We start from the raw sequence: 16,624 nt of genomic DNA, 5'->3' as shown, positions 1-16,624 counted from the left end.
ACGGTGCCTCCGCGCGGCTCAGGCCGGACACATGCCGCATGCATGCCCCTCCGCGTCGGCCGTGACGCGTGAGCGTAGAGGAAATCAGCCGGGCTGCCGGATCAGCCGGCGTGCGCCGGCCGCCGCGACCGCCGCCGTGCGCGACTCCACTCCCAGCTTCGCGTAGACATGGACGAGGTGGGACTTGACGGTCGCCTGGCTCAGGAAGAGCCGTTTGCTGATCTGCTGGTTGGAGAGCCCGTCGCCGACCAGTTGCAGCACTTCGAGCTCCCGGCGGGTGAGCGCCTCGGCCGGGGTGCGCATCCGGTCCATCAGCCGGTGCGCCACCGCCGGGGCGAGCGCCGACTGTCCGGCCGCCGCCGTCCGCACGGCCGCCGCCAGCTCCTCCGGCGGCGCGTCCTTCAGCAGATACCCGGCCGCGCCCGCCTCCACGGCCGCCAGGATGTCGGCGTCCGTGTCGTACGTGGTGAGGACGAGCACCCGGGGCGCGCCCGGCCGTGCGGTGATCGCGGCGGTGGCGGCCGAGCCGTGCATCCCGGCGCCGAACTGAAGGTCCATCAGCACCACGTCGAAGCCGCCCGAGGCCGCCAGCTCCACCGCCCGCTCGGCGGTCGCGGCCTCGCCGGTGACCGTGAAGTCCGGCTCGGTGCCGAGGACGGCCCGCAGCCCCGCCCGCACGATCGGGTGGTCGTCGGCGAGCAGCAGCCTGATCGGCGCGGCGCTCATGGCGCACCCCGTTCCCGCACCGGCAGCGGCAGGGTGATCGCGACCGCCGTGCCCTGGCCCGGCGCCGACTCGACGCTCAGGGTGCCGCCCAGCGAGCGCGCCCGCGACCGCATCGCCGGGAGCCCGAAGCCGCCGGTGCCCGACGGACGCTCACGGCCCGGCTCGAAGCCCTTGCCGTCGTCGACGACATCCAGTGCCACCGAGGTGTCCATGAAGCTCAGCGTGATCTCCGCGCGCTCCGCCGCGGCGTGCCGGACCGTGTTGGCGAGCGCCGACTGGGCGATCCGCAGCAGTGCGACCTCGTACGGCGTGGGCAGCTCGACCGGGGTGCCGCTCACCCCGAACCGCACGGCGGGGCCGGGTGTCGAGGCGCACAGGCGCTCCAGGGCCCCGGGCAGCGAGGCGCGCTCCAGACCGGGCGGGGTCAGCGCCCGGACGAACCGGCGGGCCTCCGCCAGATTGTCCTGGGCGGCCGTACGCGCCTGCTCGACATGGGCGCGGGCCGGGTCGTCCGCCGCCAGCGCGCGCTCGGCGGCCCGCAGCAGCAGCTGGATGGAGGACAGGCCCTGCGCCAGCGTGTCGTGGATCTCCCGGGCGAGGCGTTCGCGCTCGGCCAGCGTGCCCGCCGCGCGCTCCGCGTCGGCGAGCTCGGCGCGGGTCGACACCAGCTCCTCGATCAGCTCGCGCCGCCGCTCGCTCTCCCGGTACAGCGCGTCGTAGCCGAGGACGGTGGCCACCGCCACGGCCGCGCCCAGCGGCGGCCCGATGAAGGTGCCGGGCGTGACCTGCTCGCCGTGGAGCAGGAAGCTCGCGATGGCCGCGCCCGCCGTCGCCGCCACGGCGGGCAGGCCCCAGCGCGACGGCAGCAGGTGCAGCTGGAGGAAGTAGAGGGGGAAGGCCACCCACAGGGCGTCCGGCGACAGTACGAGCAGCAGCAGCCAGACGGCACAGAGCAGCCCGAGCCAGCCGGCGCCCGAGCGGGTACGGGGCCGCACGGCGGGCATCAGCACCCCCGCCGCGTACACCGCCGCCATCGCGCCCGTCGCTGACAGCACCCCCGCCTCGCCCGTCGACCGGGCCGCGACCAGCGCGAGCAGCCCGGCGAGCAGCGCGTGCAGACACAGGCGCAGCAGCCGGGCGACCGGGGTGTGGGGGCGGGAGTCCATAGGACTTCCAGCGTAAGCGGGCCCGGCCCCGGCCCGGTCAACCGAAAGTTTGATGTGCGGATGCATCCTTCGATCCGGTCGATGTGTGCTGTGGCGCGATGTCCCGGCGGGCCCGGGCCGGGAGGCTGGGGCCATGTTCGTCGCATGGAGAGACCTCCGGTTCGCCCGGGGCCGGTTCGCGCTGATGGGCACGGTGGTGGTGCTCATCACCCTGCTCGTCGGCCTGTTGTCCGGGCTGACCGCCGGGCTCGCCCGGGACAACACCTCGGCCGTCGTGGGGCTGCCCGCCGACCGGCTCGCCTTCGCGGCGCCGCCCGGCGGTCGGGCGGTGTCGTTCACCAGCTCGGTCCTGCGCCCGTCCGTCTGGCAGGGGTGGGGCCGGGTGCCCGGCGTGCGCGGCGCCGAGCCGCTCGCGATCTCCACGGTGAACGCCAAGGCGGGGGAGCGCACGGAGGCGGTGTCGGTGTTCGCCGTCCGGCCCGGCTCGGGGCTCGCTCCGGTACGGGAGGGGGCCGTGGTCCTCTCCCGGGGCGCGGCCGACAAGCTGCGGGCGGCCGAGGGCGGCACGGTCGTCGTGGGCGGCCGGGCGCTGACCGTCTCGGCGGTGCGCGGCGAGGACTCGTACAGCCACACCCCGGTCGTCTGGACCGTGCTGGCGTCCGGGGCACCGGCCACGGTGGTGGCCCTGACGCTCGGCGACGGCGTGGACCTCACGGCGGCCGACCGGTCGCTCGGCACCACCACCCGCACCCTGGACGGCGCGCTGTCCGCCCTGCCGTCCTACCGGGCCGAGAACGGCTCGCTCCAGCTGATGCGCGGCTTCCTCTTCGTCATCTCGGCGCTGGTCGTGGGTGCGTTCTTCACCGTGTGGACGATCCAGCGCAGCGGGGACATCGCGGTCCTCAAGGCGCTCGGCGCGTCCACGCCGTACCTCCTGAGGGACGCGCTGGGGCAGGCGGTGCTGATGCTGTGCGCGGGGACGGCGGCCGGGACGGGGCTCGCGGCGGCGGTCGGCGGGCTCGTCGAGGGCGCGGTGCCGTTCGTCCTCGACGTCCGCACCACGCTGGTTCCCGCGCTCGTCCTGATCGTCCTCGGCGTGCTCGGCGCCGCCCTGTCCATCCGGCGGATCACCGCCGTCGACCCGCTGACCGCGCTGGGGAGTGCCCGATGACCGCGCCGCTTCTGCTGGACTGTGTGACGCTGACGTACCCGGACGGGGACGGGCGGCTCACCGCGCTCGACGAGGTGTCCCTGGCCGTGCCGGCCGGGACCCTGACGGCGTGCGTGGGGCCGTCGGGCTCGGGCAAGTCCAGCCTGCTCGCGGTGGCGGCGACGCTGATCACGCCCGACCGGGGGCGGGTGGTGCTCGCCGGGGCCGAGACGGGGTCGCTGAGCGCGGCCGAGCGGGCGGCGCTGCGTCGGGAGCGCGTCGGGATCGTCTTCCAGCAGCCGAACCTGCTGCCGTCGCTGACGGCGGCGGAGCAGGTGCAGGTGATGGCGCATCTGGCGGGCGCGAGGCCTGCGGGCGCCCGGGCGCGTGCGCTGGATCTGCTCGACGCGGTGGGCCTCGTCGACCGGGCCGACCGGCGGCCGCACCAGCTCTCCGGCGGTGAGCGGCAGCGGGTGAACATCGCGCGGGCGTTGATGAACTCGCCGTCTGTGCTGCTGGTGGACGAGCCGACGAGCGCGCTCGACCATGCCCGGGGGGCTTCGGTCCTTGACCTTCTGGTCCGGCTCACCCGGGAGCGCGCCACGGCGACGGTGCTGGTCACGCATGACGTGGGGCATGTGGAGCGGGTGGATCACGTGGTGGAGATGGGGGACGGGCGGCTCGGCGCGGGGCGCGTGGCCGGCTGACGGCCGGCGGGGGCCGGTCGCGCAGTTCCCCGCGTCCCTAAGGGGGTGGTGCTGCGGGCGCGTGGTCAGGTGACCGGTGGTCGGTGGCTGATCGCGCAGTTCCCCGCGCCCCTAAAGGGAGTGGTGCTGCGGGCGCGTGACCAGGTGAACGGTGATCGGTGGCTGGTCGCGCAGTTCCCCGCGCCCCTAGGGGGTTGCGGGGTGGCCCGGTCCTCAGGTCTGGCCCGCCCCCGTGCTGCCCAGGGGCGCGGGGAACTGCGCGACCAGCCCACGACGACCCGCGGATACACACCGGCCCCATCAGGGGCGCGGGGAACTGCGCGACCAGCCCCCACCGGCCCGCAGGCAAACACCGGGCACAAACCTAAGGCGCGTATAAAAGTTGAGCCTAGGGGACTCAGCTCTGTTGACCGGCCGGGACGGGTGAGGCACACTTGAGTCAGTTCCACTCAAGATGTCAGTTGGAGGAATCAAAATGGCACGTGCGGTCGGCATCGACCTGGGCACGACTAATTCCGTCGTCAGCGTTCTCGAAGGCGGCGAGCCCACCGTCATCACCAACGCCGAAGGCGCCAGGACCACGCCGTCCGTCGTCGCCTTCGCCAAGAACGGCGAGGTCCTCGTCGGTGAGGTCGCCAAGCGGCAGGCCGTCACCAACGTCGACCGGACCATCCGCTCGGTCAAGCGCCACATGGGCACCGACTGGAAGATCGACCTCGACGGCAAGACCTTCAACCCGCAGCAGATGAGCGCCTTCATCCTGCAGAAGCTGAAGCGCGACGCCGAGGCGTACCTGGGCGAGAAGGTCACCGACGCGGTCATCACCGTCCCGGCGTACTTCAACGACTCCGAGCGTCAGGCGACGAAGGAGGCCGGTGAGATCGCGGGCCTCAACGTCCTGCGCATCGTCAACGAGCCGACCGCCGCCGCCCTGGCGTACGGCCTCGACAAGGACGACCAGACCATTCTCGTCTTCGACCTCGGCGGCGGCACCTTCGACGTGTCGCTCCTGGAGATCGGTGACGGCGTCGTCGAGGTGAAGGCCACCAACGGTGACAACCACCTCGGTGGTGACGACTGGGACCAGCGCGTCGTCGACTACCTGGTGAAGCAGTTCCACTCCGGCCACGGCGTGGACCTCTCCAAGGACAAGATGGCGCTCCAGCGCCTGCGCGAGGCCGCCGAGAAGGCGAAGATCGAGCTGTCCTCGTCCACCGAGACCTCGATCAACCTGCCGTACATCACGGCCTCGGCCGAGGGCCCGCTGCACCTGGACGAGAAGCTGACGCGCGCTCAGTTCCAGCAGCTGACCGCCGACCTCCTCGAGCGCTGCAAGCACCCGTTCCACAACGTCATCAAGGACGCGGGCATCCAGCTCTCCGAGATCGACCACGTCGTTCTCGTCGGTGGCTCCACCCGTATGCCGGCCGTCGCCGAGCTCGTGCGCGAGCTGACCGGCGGCAAGGACGCCAACAAGGGCGTCAACCCGGACGAGGTCGTCGCCATCGGCGCCGCCCTGCAGGCCGGTGTCCTCAAGGGTGAGGTCAAGGACGTCCTGCTCCTCGACGTGACCCCGCTGTCGCTTGGTATCGAGACCAAGGGCGGCATCATGACCAAGCTCATCGAGCGGAACACGACGATCCCGACCAAGCGGTCGGAGATCTTCACCACCGCCGAGGACAACCAGCCCTCCGTCCAGATCCAGGTCTACCAGGGCGAGCGCGAGATCGCGGCGTACAACAAGAAGCTCGGCATGTTCGAGCTGACCGGTCTGCCGCCGGCCCCGCGTGGCGTCCCGCAGATCGAGGTCGCCTTCGACATCGACGCCAACGGCATCATGCACGTGACCGCGAAGGACCTGGGCACGGGCAAGGAGCAGAAGATGACCGTCACCGGCGGCTCCTCGCTGCCGAAGGACGAGGTCAACCGCATGCGCGAGGAGGCCGAGCAGTACGCGGAGGAGGACCACCGCCGCCGCGAGGCCGCCGAGTCCCGCAACCAGGGCGAGCAGCTCGTCTACCAGACCGAGAAGTTCCTCAAGGACAACGAGGACAAGGTCCCGGGCGAGGTCAAGACCGAGGTCGAGACCGCCGTCACCGAGCTGAAGGACAAGCTCAAGGGCGAGGACACCGCGGAGATCCGCACCGCGACCGAGAAGCTGGCGGCCGTCTCCCAGAAGCTCGGCCAGGCGATGTACGCGGACGCCCAGGCCGCGCAGGGTGCGCCGGGCGCCGAGGGTGCCCAGCAGACCCAGTCCGCAGACAACGCGGACGACGTGGTCGACGCCGAGATCGTCGACGACGAGAAGCCGGGCGACGCGAAGGGCGGCGCGGCCTGATGTCTGAGGAGACCCCGGGCTTCGAGGAGAAGCCCGAAGTCCCCTCCGGCGCACAGGAAGACGCCGAGCCGAAGGCCGCCGACTCCTCCAAGGAGGGGAAGGCGGCCCCGGCCGGGGACGCAGCCAAGGAAATCGCCCTGACGGCTCAGCTGGACCAGGCCCAGACGGCGCTCGGTGAGCGCACGGCGGACCTCCAGCGGCTCCAGGCCGAGTACCAGAACTACCGTCGCCGTGTGGAGCGGGACCGCGTCACGGTCAAGGAGATCGCCGTCGCCGGCCTTCTGACCGAGCTGCTGCCCGTGCTCGACGACATCGGCCGGGCCCGTGAGCACGGCGAGCTGACCGGCGGCTTCAAGTCGGTCGCCGAGTCGCTGGAGACGGTCGCCGCGAAGATGGGCCTGCAGCAGTTCGGCAAGGAGGGCGAGCCCTTCGACCCGACGGTCCACGAGGCCCTGATGCACTCGTACGCACCGGACGTCACCGAGACGACGTGCGTCGGGATCCTCCAGCCCGGGTACCGGATCGGCGAGCGCACGATCCGACCCGCGCGGGTCGCCGTCGCCGAGCCCCAGCCGGGCGCGGCGAAGGAGGGCAAGGAAGACACGGCCGACGAGGAGAGCGGTGGCCCGGACAAGGGCTGACGCAGCGGTCGAGGATGAAGTGACCGTCCGGAAGGAGGGACGTCGATGAGCACGAAGGACTTCGTCGAGAAGGACTACTACAAGGTCCTCGGCGTCCCCAAGGACGCCACCGAGGCCGAGATCAAGAAGGCGTACCGCAAGCTCGCCCGCGAGTTCCACCCGGACGCCAACAAGGGTGACGTCAAGGCCGAGGAGCGCTTCAAGGAGATCTCCGAGGCCAACGACATCCTCGGCGACGCCAAGAAGCGCAAGGAGTACGACGAGGCGCGCGCCCTCTTCGGCAACGGCGGCTTCCGGGCCGGTCCCGGCGCCGGCGGCGGCAGCTTCAACTTCGACCTGGGCGACCTCTTCGGGGGCGCCCAGGGCGGGGCCCAGGGCGGCGGCGGCTTCGGCGGCGGCCTGGGCGACGTCTTCGGCGGCCTCTTCAACCGGGGCGGCGCGGGCGGCCCGGGCACCAGGACCCAGCCGCGCCGCGGCCAGGACCTGGAGTCCGAGGTGACGCTCAGCTTCACCGAGGCGGTGGACGGGGCCACGGTCCCGATCCGGCTCTCCAGCCAGGCCCCCTGCAAGGCCTGTTCGGGCACCGGCGACAAGAACGGCACGCCCCGGGTGTGCCCGACGTGCGTCGGCACCGGCCAGGTCTCGCGCGGCACGGGCGGCGGCTTCTCGCTCACCGACCCGTGCGTGGACTGCAAGGGCCGCGGTCTGATCGCGGAGAACCCGTGCGAGGTCTGCAAGGGCAGCGGCCGTGCCAAGTCCTCGCGGACCATGCAGGTCAGGATCCCGGCGGGCGTCTTCGACGGCCAGCGGATCCGGCTGCGCGGCAAGGGCGCGGCGGGCGAGCGCGGCGGCCCCGCGGGCGACCTCTATGTGGTCGTGCACGTCGACGCCCACCCGGTCTTCGGCCGCAAGGACGACAACCTCACGGTCACCGTGCCCGTCACCTTCGCGGAGGCGGCACTCGGCGGCGAGGTGAAGGTGCCCACCCTCGGCGGGCCCCCGGTCACCCTGAAGCTCCCCGCGGGCACGCCCAACGGTCGTACGATGCGGGCCCGGGGCAAGGGCGCGGTCCGCAAGGACGGCTCGCGCGGCGACCTCCTGGTCACCGTCGACGTCATGGTCCCCAAGGACCTCGACGACAAGGCGCGCGAGGCCCTGGAGGCGTTCCGCGAGGCGACTGCGGACATCGATCCGCGGGCAGAACTGTTCCAGGCCGCGAAGGGAGCATGAGATGGACGGCCGACGACGAAACCCGTACGAACTGACCGACGAATCGCCGGTGTACGTCATCTCGGTCGCCGCTCAGCTCTCCGGTCTGCACCCGCAGACCCTGCGCCAGTACGACCGCCTCGGCCTGGTCTCGCCCGACCGCACGGCCGGCCGCGGCCGCCGCTACTCGGCCCGCGACATCGAACTGCTCCGTACGGTGCAGCAGTTGTCGCAGGACGAAGGCATCAACCTGGCCGGTATCAAGCGCATCATCGAGCTGGAGAACCAGGTGGCCGCGCTCCAGCAGCGCGTCGCCGAGCTCTCGGCGGCGGTGGACGGGGCGGCCGCCGCGATGCGGCAGCGCGAGGCCCAGGTCCACGCGTCGTACCGGCGCGATCTGGTCCCGTACCAGGACGTGCAGCAGACCAGCGCCCTGGTGGTGTGGCGGCCCAAGCGGCCGACGGAGTAGGACAGTCAGCACACGCGCAAAGGGCCCGCAGTCCCCGTGAGGGGGGCTGCGGGCCCTTTCGCGCGGTGTGCCGTCCGACCGCCGGTCGCCGTCTAGTGGCCCGTGCCCTGCCAGATGCTCACCGCGAGGGCGGCGCAGGAGGTCAGGGCGGCGATCGCGGGCAGCGGCCAGCGGGCGCGCTCCAGCGCGTCCAGGCGGTCGTCGTGCTCGCCGAGGGTCTTGTCGGTCTGGTCGGCGCGCTGGAGCAGCAGCGCCAGGTCGCCCCGGGTGGTGGCGAATCCGACGTCCACCGCGCGCCGCAGCCGTTCGAGCTCGATCGCGACCCCTTCGGCCTGGCCGCTGCTCACCATGACGGCTCCTTCGGTAGGTGGCGGATCAGGACCGTGAGGCGGCGGGAGGAGAGCCGGCCGCGGTGCCAGTCCAGGAGGTCCACGCCGTAGTGGCGCAGCAGCGCGGCTTCGAGCGCCTCGGCGTTGTCGTCCACGAACACGCCGAGGCGCAGCCTTCCCCCAGGCCGAGCCCGGTGTCCCGGCCCCAGGACGCCAGGACCGCCTCGACGTCGTACGGCGAGGGGCGGTGGCGGCGCAGCCGTGCGGACTGCGCCTCGCCGAGCAGCAGTTCGAGCGAGGCGCCGAGGTCGTCGCCGCCCAGCGCGCGCAGTCCGCGCGCGCTGCCCCGGGAGATCTCCCGGGGCAGCGCGAAGACCTCGCCGCCCAGCTCGAAGGCCCAGTCGCGGCCGAGCGCCTCCAGGTGCTGGGCGCGGGCCGCGTCGACCCGGGAGGCCCCGGGTGCGGGTGATACGGGTGGTACGGCCATGGGACCTCCGTCAAATGTCCTGATCTATAAGGCAGTTGAGAGCCGGATCGCCGTACCCGTGGGACGGGTCAGCGGATACAGTCGGTGCCACCTCTTCGGGTGAGGCAGGGGAAGAAGTGACCGTGAACGTGGACGAGGGCGAACGGCTGGCGGAGCGGTTCGAGGCCAACCGCACCCACTTGCGGGCCGTCGCCTACCGGATACTCGGCAACCTCAACGAGGCGGACGACGCCGTCCAGGAGGCATGGCTGCGGCTCAGCCGCACCGACGCCGCCTGTGTCAAGAACCTCGGCGGCTGGCTCACCACCGTCGTGGGACGGGTGTGCCTGGACATGCTGCGCTCGCGCGACTCGCGGCGCGAGCTGTTGTACGACGAGCCCGTGCCGGTCCGCGCGCGCGGGCACGAGGAGCCGGGCGACCCCGAGCACGAGGTGCTGCTCGTGGACTCGGTGGGCCTGGCGATGCTGGTCGTCCTCAACACGCTGGCGCCCGCCGAGCGGATCGCCTTCGTGCTGCACGACATGTTCATGGTGCCGTTCGACGAGATCGCGCCCGTGGTGGGGCGCTCCACGGTGGCCACCCGCCAGCTCGCCAGCCGGGCGCGGCGCCGGGTGCAGGAGTCGGCGCCGGTGCCGGACGCGGATCTGGCGCGCCAGCGGGAGGTCGTCGACGCCTTCTTCGCCGCCTCGCGCGCGGGCGACTTCGACGCGCTGCTCGAACTCCTCGACCCGGACGTGGTGGTGCGGGCCGACCGCGCGACCGTGGAGGTCGGGGCGATGGGCGAGGTCCGCGGGGCACCGGCGGTGGCCGGCACGTTCAACGGACGCGCCCAGACCGCGCAACTGGCCCTGGTGGACGGCACGGTGGGGGCGGTGTGGGCGCCCGGGGGCGAGCTCAAGGTGGTCATCGGCTTCTCGCTGGCCGACGGCCGGATCACCGAGATCACGCTTCGGGCCGACCCGGACCGCTTGCGCCGCCTGGACCTGGCGGTCCTGGCGGCGTAGCGGGTACGAGCGGGGCCCACGACCGGCGTTCGCGGGACGGCCGTGGGCCCGGCGGACAAAGGCCTACCCGTCAGAAGGCGACTATTCCCTCCGACCCGGGCGCAAGCCCGCCCGCGCTCGGCGCGAGGACGCCCGGGCTCACCACCCGCGGCGGGTCATCGGCCACGCCGAACCCCTTCAGCGTGGTCAGCCCCGCGTTCGCCTCGATCCGGTACGCGCTGATCGACATCTTGTCGCAGTACGGCGTGCCCTCCACGTATGTGGGCAGCCGCGGGTCCGCGATCTTCTCGTCGATCCCGGCGGTGAGGACGTACAGGTACAGGCCGTCGTTGGTGATGGCCATGTCCTGGGTGGCGTGCGAGTTCTTGCTGACGGCGATGTGGCCGTCGGCCGGGAAGAGCGTGATCTCGCCCCGCTCGTTGAAGCGGAAGGCGCCGATGGAGCCGCTCTGGGCGTTCGCCACGTACACGACGCTCGGGTCCAGGACGCTGTTCGCCGTCCAGCAGGTGGTGAGTTCGGTGGTGGTCACCGCGGCGCTGATCACCTGGAGGGTGCCGTCGCGGTTGACGTGGTACGTGGACATGGAGCCCAGGAAGCCGGGGGCGCCGATGATCTCGGTGACCATCAGCACGTCGCCGAGGAAGGTGGCGGTGAAGGGGGCGAGGCCCGCCGACTGGTTGCGCACCGGCTCGCCCACCCGGCCGTACGCGTCGACGGGGAAGACGTCGATGATGTTCGTCTGCCGCTCGGTGACGATGAGCCGGGTGCCGTCGGGCGTGAACTGGATCTGCGAGGGACCCGCCCCCGCACCGCCGATCAGGGGCCTGCGGGAGCCGTCGACGGGGGTGAGCGAGCCGTCCTCGCCGACCCGGAAGCCGGCGATCGAGCCGTCGGTGGCGTTGACGGCGTACAGCAGATTGCCGTGCACGGCCACGCTGACCGGGCGGACACCGCCGCTGGAGACCCGGCTGACCAGCCGCAGCCGCTCGCCGTCGACGGCGAGCGAGGAGACCTCGTTGCTGCCGGAGTCGACGCCAAACAGGAACCTCTGGTCCGCACTGGCGATCAGCGAGCCCTGCGAGACCAGCGGGTCGGAGGTGTCCTCCAGGTCGTAGCTGCGGCCCACGCCGAGCCCGCCGGTGGGGTAGGTGCCCTTGCGGGTCAGATTGCCGTAGACGTCACGGGTGAAGACCGTCACGGAGTTGCCGGTCTCCTGGTTGCTCATCACATAGACGAAGCCGCCGCGCCGGGCCGTGGCCGGGGGCGGGTTGTCGCCGGAGTGGCCGGATCCGAGCCCGGTCACCGCTTCGGAGGTCTCGTTCGTTCCCACAGTGGATTCCTTCTTGGTATGCGGCCGGCGGCCGCGGGTCAGCAGATTCATCGGTGTACGGGCCCTAGGCCGCGGGACCGGCCGCGCGGGAGGCGCGCAGGCCGTGGGTGGCGATGTCGTTCGCGATGTCGAGGCCGAGCCGGACACCGCCGATGTTCAGACTCAGGTCCATGTCGCCGGAGGCGTTGGGAACCCAGCCGTCGTAGTTCCAGTGCACGCCGAGGAACACCCTGCTGAGGCTGTTCTCCCGGATCATGTCCCAGAGCCCGCCGGGGAAGGTGCGGACCACCCGGGTGCGTGCGACCCCGTTGGGGTCGGTGGTGGTGCCGTTGAGTTCGTCGGAGACGAACTCCAGACCGGCGGTGAGGTTGTCCGGCCCGTAGTGGCCGTGGCGGTAGAACTGCCGCACCGACTGGAAGGCGGCCGCGCCGAAGGTGGCGTGGCCCGAGGGGTACGAGGGGAAGTTCGGCGTCCGGTTGACCTTTCCGCCGGGGTTGTTGGAGTTGGGCGCGCCCAGCGGCAGCCATTCGGGGTCGGCGTCCGTGCTCAGCGCCGGTGCGCCGGTGCCGGCCGGGCCGCAGCAGGTGCCGTGCTCGCGGATGCCGACGACCGGGCGCCACAGGTCGTAGATGTACTTGTCGGTCCAGGCCAGGATGCCCGCGTCCGCCATGGCGGCGTTGAGCAGCGCGAACAGCCGGGCGTTCTGGGCGGTGTCGTTGTGCTGCGCCTGGGCTACCTTGCGGACGATCTGGTTGTAGAAGCGCGGCGGTGTGCCCAGGCCGACGACCCCGTCGTACGCCCAGAACATGCCGATCGCGGTCTCCTGCGGGGTGCGCCGGCTCGCCCGCAGGTCCTCCGGCAGCGCGCCCATCAGGTGCGTCGCGATGCCCTTGGCGCGCACCTCGCGCAGCCCCGCCCGGTACTTCGGGGTGCCCGGCTGCGGCGGGGCGTCCAGGTGGTGGCGGGTGGTGGCGGCGAAGAGGTGGGAGCGGGCGCCGTAGTACGCGGCGTACACGCTCTGGCCCGGGTCGACCGGGTCGGGCCGGTGGTGCAGCCGGTCGACCGAGTGGACATAGCCGTCGTCGCCGAGGCCGGGATCGTTCCCGCGCAGCGACCGGAGTACCGCGGCGACCCGGAGGCCGAAGCCGTGGCCGTCGCTGTTGGCCTGGCCCGTGGGGAGTCCGGCGGCCCGGTGCTGGGCGTTGAAGTACTCCTTCTGGGTCGGGTAGAGCACGCTGAGGGTGGCGTGCGCGGCGGCCGCTATGGCCGCGTCGGAGGAGGCGCCGACCGGGGCCTCGGGCAGCGAGTCGCCGAGGTAGCAGTCGTGCCCGGGGTGGATGGCGAAGTAGGCGTCGTGCATGGCGAGATGGGTGAGCGCCAGCGCCCGTGAGGCGCCGCACGGACCCCGGGTGCCGGCCTCGGCGGGGGCGCCCGTGGTGTGGGTCGTACGGTCGGCCTCCAGGGCGACCGCGTTCCAGAACAGGATTTGATCCACTGGTGGGATTCCTTTCGGGAAGGCGTGCCGGACGCACGGCTGCGGCGCCCGACTCCTTGGCGGAGGGGCGTGGGAAACAGCCGGAGCAGCACGAAGCGGCAGACCCGTCGCCCCGGATGTGGGCGCGGTTCTGCCGCTGCATCAAGTGTGATCCGGGGTCCCGGATTGCGCAACAACCCTGGTGGGAGGGGCATTTGGGGACGGTGGGGCGACAAGCGAAGTGGCCTCACCCGGGTCCGGGTGAGGCCACTTGTGGTGGATGTCGAGGGTGACGTTCCTACGCGGTCTCTTCGCGGTGTACGGAACGCTCCGCCGCGAACACGTCCTCCAGCCGGTAGAGCAGTCTGCGCCCCTGGCGGCCCGCCGACTTCAGATGGCCCAGCTGGACCCACTTGCGGATGGTCGCGGGCGAGACGGCGACCTCGGCGGCGGCGAGGTCGCCCGAGACGAGCCCCGCCACCCTTTCCGGCGCCAGGCACGCGCTCACGAGGCCTCCTCCAGGGCCGTCTCCACCACATGGCGGCAGACGGGGTTCACACAGAGCACGGCGCCGCGCTCCGGGAAGATGCGCAGCGACACCGAGCCGCAGGCGGGACCACCGAGCCGCAGGCGGGACAGCGCCCGCCGACCCGGACCATCTGCTCCGGGTCGCCGAGCTCACGGGCACAGCGCCGGGCCATGCGCCGGGTCTCCTCCGTCAGATGCGCGTTGAGGTCGGGCAACTCCCGTACGCGGTCCAGGAGTCCGGCGATGCGGCGCAACCGGGCCACCACCGGGGCCGGGGCCGCCGGGCGCAGGCCGAGCCGCTCCCGTACCGCCTCCTCCAGCTCGACCACACCGTCGGTGATGTCCCGTACGGCGTCGGAGATGTGCAGCCGGATCGGCGCGGTGGTGGAGCGCGAGGGCCCGCCGCCGTGCCGTTCGCGCGGGCCCGCCGGGGACGGGGCCAGCTCCGCGAGGAGGTCGGGGAACCGGTGGGCCAGCGACTCCAGCCACACCGCGCCGGTGTTCTCGGCCGCGCTCGTGTCCCTGCCCGTCGTCCTCATCGCCCCGCCTGCCGGGAGGTGTGCGCCGCGGTCCGTTTGACCTCGCGGCCGTTGCGCCAGAGCCGTCCGCCGCTCACCCCGTCGAAGAAGGTGTGCGCGGGGTCGACGACCACCTCGCACTCCCTGCGGACCGGGCACTGGTTGCATGCTCGCAATACCGGTTCCGCCTCGGAGGGAACGCGGGTGAATACGGAGCGCTGTGGGAGATTTACGCAGGCGGCGGTCCTGCGCCAGTCGAGGTCATCCGCCGATCGGGATAAGTCCGAGGTCAAAGGCGTCTTCGGAGTGGTCATGTGTGCGGGCATGTGCAAACCCCTCCCCACGTATGGGAACACGAGTTCGGCAAATTGCGAACGCGTGATCAGGGTGGCACGGTGCGTGCGCGTACGCAAGCGACTCCTGCGCGCGAGCGCGCACCTACTGTCGCGCGAGGGCGTCGGCGGTACGCTGTTCCCCGCGACGAGGGAGAGCGACCACATGGGTTCGAGCGCACGGGCCGGCGCCCGCAACGAGCAGGGCTACCGTGGCGACGGCGGCCGCGGCCACGCGGACGGGCTTGAGGAGTTCGCCACCTGGATCGAGCGCCTGATGCGGCTGCGGAACTACGACATCGACAGCCCGCGCGGTGGCGGCAAGTCCAAGCTCGCGGACGACGCCGGGGTCCACCGGGCCGCCGTGAGCAGGCTGTTGCAGCGTCAGAGCATGCCGGACCTGGAGACCATGCGCAGACTGGCGGGCGTGCTCGGCGTACCGCTGCGGGACATGCTCATCCGGTCCGGCAGGCTCTCCGAGGACGATCTGCCGATTGCCGTGAGCCGGGGCGGGCAGGACGTGGAGGGCGCCCGGGCGCTCAGCCCCGAGGAGGCCGCCCTGCGCAGTCCCCCGACGGGCGCCCCGCGCACCCCCTGCCGATCGTCGGCACCGGCGAGACGCGCGGCAGGGACCTGATGCCGCACCGCCCGCGCGGGCGCCCGCGCGGCCGGGCCACGGACGGCGACGACCCGCCGGGCAGCCACCCGGACGTATAGGCCGCACACGTAGAGGCCGGACGTAGAGGAGAGAGCGGGCGCGCCGCTTCAGTTCAGCAGTTCCGCCCCCATCTCCATCGCCGTCACCCACATCGGCTGCGCCCCGGTCCCGAACGCGGCGGCCAGCGCGTATCCGAGGGACACGTCCAGCGGCAGCACCTTCGCGTCCTCGTGCCAGTCCGCGTCGACGCGCCCGTCCCCGTCGCACTGGAGCGTGCCGAGGCGGCGGCCGTCGCGCAGCAGCCGGCTGCCCGTCAGCGAGTCGGGGACGAGCCGGTGGCGGACGCCGCCGAGGACGGCGTCGACCCGGTAGGAGCGCCGGGTGATGCGCCCCTTGGCCACGGTCAGTACGGCCGGTTCGCCGTCGACGGTGAGGGTGAGCCGGTCGCCGGCGCGGGTGCCGACGGGCGTGTGCGCGTCGGGCTCGCCGCCGGTGCGGCGCAGCTCGACCCGGGGGAGGCCGTCGCCGGAGACGGTGACCGCACCGGCGACGGGGTCGAACTCCACGAGTGGCTCTTCGGGTTCGTGGGTGGGAAGCGTGTTCAGTTGTCCTGCTCCAGAATTCCGGACTGGGCGATGAGATAGCCGAGCTGGGCCCTGCTGCCGCTGCCGAGAGCGGCGTTCAGCTTGGCGATGTGCGCACGGCAGGTACGGACGTTCATACCGAGCCGGCGGGCGATGGAGTCGTCCACATGTCCCTCCACCAGCAGCTTGGCGATGGAGCGCTGGACGCCCGTGATGCCCTCCGCCTTGGAGGAGCCGTAGGGGACCTCCTCCTCCCACGGCACCGCGTGCAGCCAGAACTGGTCGAAGACGCCGACCAGATACTGCACCAGGCCCTCGTGCCGCAGTTCGAGCGCGACCCGGCGGTCGCTGCGCGCGGGGATGAAGGCGACCCGCCGGTCCACGATGATCAGCCGGTCGATGATCTCTTCCAGCGTGCGGACTTCCAGGCCGTAGGGCGCGATGCGCTCCACGTATCCGATCGTCGCGGAGTGGTGGCGGGCGGTGTGCTGGTAGAGGGTGCGCATGTCCACGCCCCGGTCGAGCAGCGGCTGGACCCGGCGGAGCCCCGACTCCAGGGTCTCGGGTCTGCGTCCGCTGCCGGGCTGGATGGTGAGCAGCTCCTTGGTGCACTCGTCGATCACGCGGTCCAGCGTCGCGTTGATGAGCTCAAGCCCCTCAAGGACCGTGATCGCATGGGTGCTTGCCGCGTCCTCGCTGGTGATGGCCATGAATGGCTCGAACGTGCTCGCCAGCGACATCGACAGCTTCCTGCGCTCCTGGATCTCGCGTTCGAGCGGCTGCACGAGCTGGTTCAGGACGACGGAGGGAGGAACCGGCCGCAGCTGCTCCGCGTCGTCCGCGTCGGGCCGCAGCAGTGCGAGATCGATGAGACAGGGAGCGGCCTGGGCTTCCGTGCGAGTTATTCCGCCGGTACGCAACGCGGTGCCGTAGAGGGTCTTGCCCATCTCGCACAGGTCTGTAGGGCCATGACT

The 16,624-nt window shown here is 72.2% G+C and carries 17 protein-coding genes and 1 pseudogene; 8 read left to right on the top strand and 10 right to left on the bottom strand.

Annotated elements, in window-relative coordinates; all coding sequences use genetic code 11:
• Positions 1–84 precede the first annotated feature (84 nt).
• Positions 85–726, bottom strand: coding sequence for a response regulator (locus A8W25_RS14995; RefSeq protein WP_067161645.1), 642 nt, complete (start codon positions 724–726; stop codon positions 85–87).
• Entirely contained in the window at positions 723–1,892 is a 1,170-nt protein-coding gene (locus A8W25_RS14990) for a sensor histidine kinase (RefSeq protein ID WP_067161642.1), read from the bottom strand. Before A8W25_RS14990 ends, A8W25_RS14995 begins: the two co-directional genes overlap by 4 nt.
• A gap of 133 nt (positions 1,893–2,025) precedes the next feature.
• Between A8W25_RS14990 and A8W25_RS14985 the strand changes: the two genes are divergently transcribed.
• The 6 genes from A8W25_RS14985 (at position 2,026) to A8W25_RS14960 (ending at position 8,406) form a co-directional block, all read left to right on the top strand.
• Positions 2,026–3,063, top strand: coding sequence for an ABC transporter permease (locus A8W25_RS14985; RefSeq protein WP_067161639.1), 1,038 nt, complete (start codon positions 2,026–2,028; stop codon positions 3,061–3,063).
• A complete protein-coding gene (locus A8W25_RS14980) occupies positions 3,060–3,749 on the top strand; it encodes an ABC transporter ATP-binding protein (protein WP_067161636.1) in 690 nt (229 codons plus the stop codon). Before A8W25_RS14985 ends, A8W25_RS14980 begins: the two co-directional genes overlap by 4 nt.
• Positions 3,750–4,224: 475 nt before the next feature.
• Entirely contained in the window at positions 4,225–6,087 is a 1,863-nt protein-coding gene (gene dnaK, locus A8W25_RS14975; RefSeq protein WP_067161633.1) for a molecular chaperone DnaK, read from the top strand.
• Positions 6,087–6,728 (top strand): nucleotide exchange factor GrpE, encoded by a 642-nt coding sequence (gene grpE, locus A8W25_RS14970; RefSeq protein ID WP_067161630.1) that lies wholly within the window; start codon positions 6,087–6,089, stop codon positions 6,726–6,728. Before dnaK ends, grpE begins: the two co-directional genes overlap by 1 nt.
• Before the next feature lie 45 nt (positions 6,729–6,773).
• Complete coding sequence (gene dnaJ, locus A8W25_RS14965; protein WP_067161627.1) at positions 6,774–7,958, top strand: molecular chaperone DnaJ; 1,185 nt, start codon at positions 6,774–6,776, stop codon at positions 7,956–7,958.
• Between the two features lies 1 nt (position 7,959).
• Positions 7,960–8,406, top strand: coding sequence for a heat shock protein transcriptional repressor HspR (locus A8W25_RS14960; protein ID WP_067161624.1), 447 nt, complete (start codon positions 7,960–7,962; stop codon positions 8,404–8,406).
• A 92-nt stretch (positions 8,407–8,498) separates the two neighbouring features.
• Here the strand turns inward: A8W25_RS14960 and A8W25_RS14955 are convergent, their stop codons facing one another.
• The gene (locus A8W25_RS14955) at positions 8,499–8,756 is read right to left on the bottom strand and encodes a hypothetical protein (RefSeq protein ID WP_067161622.1); all 258 of its coding nucleotides are present in this window, start codon (positions 8,754–8,756) and stop codon (positions 8,499–8,501) included.
• A 25-nt stretch (positions 8,757–8,781) separates the two neighbouring features.
• On the bottom strand, positions 8,782–9,222 hold the full coding sequence (locus tag A8W25_RS14950) for a hypothetical protein (protein ID WP_067161619.1): 441 nt from the start codon (positions 9,220–9,222) through the stop codon (positions 8,782–8,784).
• Between the two features lie 128 nt (positions 9,223–9,350).
• On the opposite strand from A8W25_RS14950, the gene A8W25_RS14945 reads away from it, so the two are divergent.
• The gene (locus tag A8W25_RS14945; protein ID WP_067164074.1) at positions 9,351–10,226 is read left to right on the top strand and encodes a sigma-70 family RNA polymerase sigma factor; all 876 of its coding nucleotides are present in this window, start codon (positions 9,351–9,353) and stop codon (positions 10,224–10,226) included.
• Positions 10,227–10,296: 70 nt separating this feature from the next.
• On the opposite strand, the gene A8W25_RS14940 is transcribed toward A8W25_RS14945, so the two are convergent.
• From A8W25_RS14940 to A8W25_RS14925, 4 genes are all read right to left on the bottom strand, one after another.
• On the bottom strand, positions 10,297–11,556 hold the full coding sequence (locus tag A8W25_RS14940) for a lactonase family protein (RefSeq protein WP_067161616.1): 1,260 nt from the start codon (positions 11,554–11,556) through the stop codon (positions 10,297–10,299).
• A gap of 64 nt (positions 11,557–11,620) precedes the next feature.
• Positions 11,621–13,051 (bottom strand): vanadium-dependent haloperoxidase, encoded by a 1,431-nt coding sequence (locus A8W25_RS14935; protein WP_067161613.1) that lies wholly within the window; start codon positions 13,049–13,051, stop codon positions 11,621–11,623.
• Between the two features lie 277 nt (positions 13,052–13,328).
• Positions 13,329–13,538 (bottom strand): helix-turn-helix domain-containing protein, encoded by a 210-nt coding sequence (locus A8W25_RS14930; RefSeq protein ID WP_234386462.1) that lies wholly within the window; start codon positions 13,536–13,538, stop codon positions 13,329–13,331.
• Between the two features lie 46 nt (positions 13,539–13,584).
• Complete coding sequence (locus tag A8W25_RS14925) at positions 13,585–14,097, bottom strand: hypothetical protein (protein ID WP_067161607.1); 513 nt, start codon at positions 14,095–14,097, stop codon at positions 13,585–13,587.
• Between the two features lie 588 nt (positions 14,098–14,685).
• On the opposite strand from A8W25_RS14925, the pseudogene A8W25_RS34895 reads away from it, so the two are divergent.
• Positions 14,686–14,970 (top strand): annotated as a pseudogene (locus A8W25_RS34895) (helix-turn-helix domain-containing protein); the annotation flags it as partial.
• 203 nt (positions 14,971–15,173) lie between these two features.
• On the opposite strand, the gene A8W25_RS14910 reads toward A8W25_RS34895, so the two are convergent.
• Positions 15,174–15,632: a hypothetical protein gene (locus A8W25_RS14910; RefSeq protein WP_079126091.1), complete on the bottom strand. Its 459-nt coding sequence runs from the start codon at positions 15,630–15,632 to the stop codon at positions 15,174–15,176.
• 35 nt (positions 15,633–15,667) lie between these two features.
• Positions 15,668–16,597, bottom strand: a complete 930-nt coding sequence (locus A8W25_RS14905; RefSeq protein ID WP_234386461.1) for a helix-turn-helix transcriptional regulator — start codon at positions 16,595–16,597, stop codon at positions 15,668–15,670.
• Positions 16,598–16,624 lie beyond the last annotated feature (27 nt).

The organism is Streptomyces sp. ERV7 (assembly GCF_001653515.1).
In the GTDB taxonomy this organism is placed as follows: Bacteria; Actinomycetota; Actinomycetes; order Streptomycetales; family Streptomycetaceae; genus Streptomyces.
Note: the sequence above shows the minus strand (reverse complement) of the source record. Positions and strands in the feature narration are given on the sequence as shown.

What these genes read in the sequence shown, in the direction of transcription:
- A8W25_RS14980 (WP_067161636.1), top strand. Translation starts at nt 3,060, where the DNA reads ATGACCGCGCCGCTTCTGCTGGACTGTGTGACGCTGACGTACCCGGAC.
- A8W25_RS14950 (WP_067161619.1), bottom strand. Translation starts at nt 9,222, where the DNA reads ATGGCCGTACCACCCGTATCACCCGCACCCGGGGCCTCCCGGGTCGAC.
- A8W25_RS14985 (WP_067161639.1), top strand. Translation starts at nt 2,026, where the DNA reads ATGTTCGTCGCATGGAGAGACCTCCGGTTCGCCCGGGGCCGGTTCGCG.
- A8W25_RS14925 (WP_067161607.1), bottom strand. Translation starts at nt 14,097, where the DNA reads ATGAGGACGACGGGCAGGGACACGAGCGCGGCCGAGAACACCGGCGCG.
- A8W25_RS14905 (WP_234386461.1), bottom strand. Translation starts at nt 16,597, where the DNA reads ATGGGCAAGACCCTCTACGGCACCGCGTTGCGTACCGGCGGAATAACT.
- dnaJ (WP_067161627.1), top strand. Translation starts at nt 6,774, where the DNA reads ATGAGCACGAAGGACTTCGTCGAGAAGGACTACTACAAGGTCCTCGGC.
- A8W25_RS14990 (WP_067161642.1), bottom strand. Translation starts at nt 1,892, where the DNA reads ATGGACTCCCGCCCCCACACCCCGGTCGCCCGGCTGCTGCGCCTGTGT.
- A8W25_RS14960 (WP_067161624.1), top strand. Translation starts at nt 7,960, where the DNA reads ATGGACGGCCGACGACGAAACCCGTACGAACTGACCGACGAATCGCCG.
- grpE (WP_067161630.1), top strand. Translation starts at nt 6,087, where the DNA reads ATGTCTGAGGAGACCCCGGGCTTCGAGGAGAAGCCCGAAGTCCCCTCC.
- A8W25_RS14995 (WP_067161645.1), bottom strand. Translation starts at nt 726, where the DNA reads ATGAGCGCCGCGCCGATCAGGCTGCTGCTCGCCGACGACCACCCGATC.
- A8W25_RS14955 (WP_067161622.1), bottom strand. Translation starts at nt 8,756, where the DNA reads ATGGTGAGCAGCGGCCAGGCCGAAGGGGTCGCGATCGAGCTCGAACGG.
- dnaK (WP_067161633.1), top strand. Translation starts at nt 4,225, where the DNA reads ATGGCACGTGCGGTCGGCATCGACCTGGGCACGACTAATTCCGTCGTC.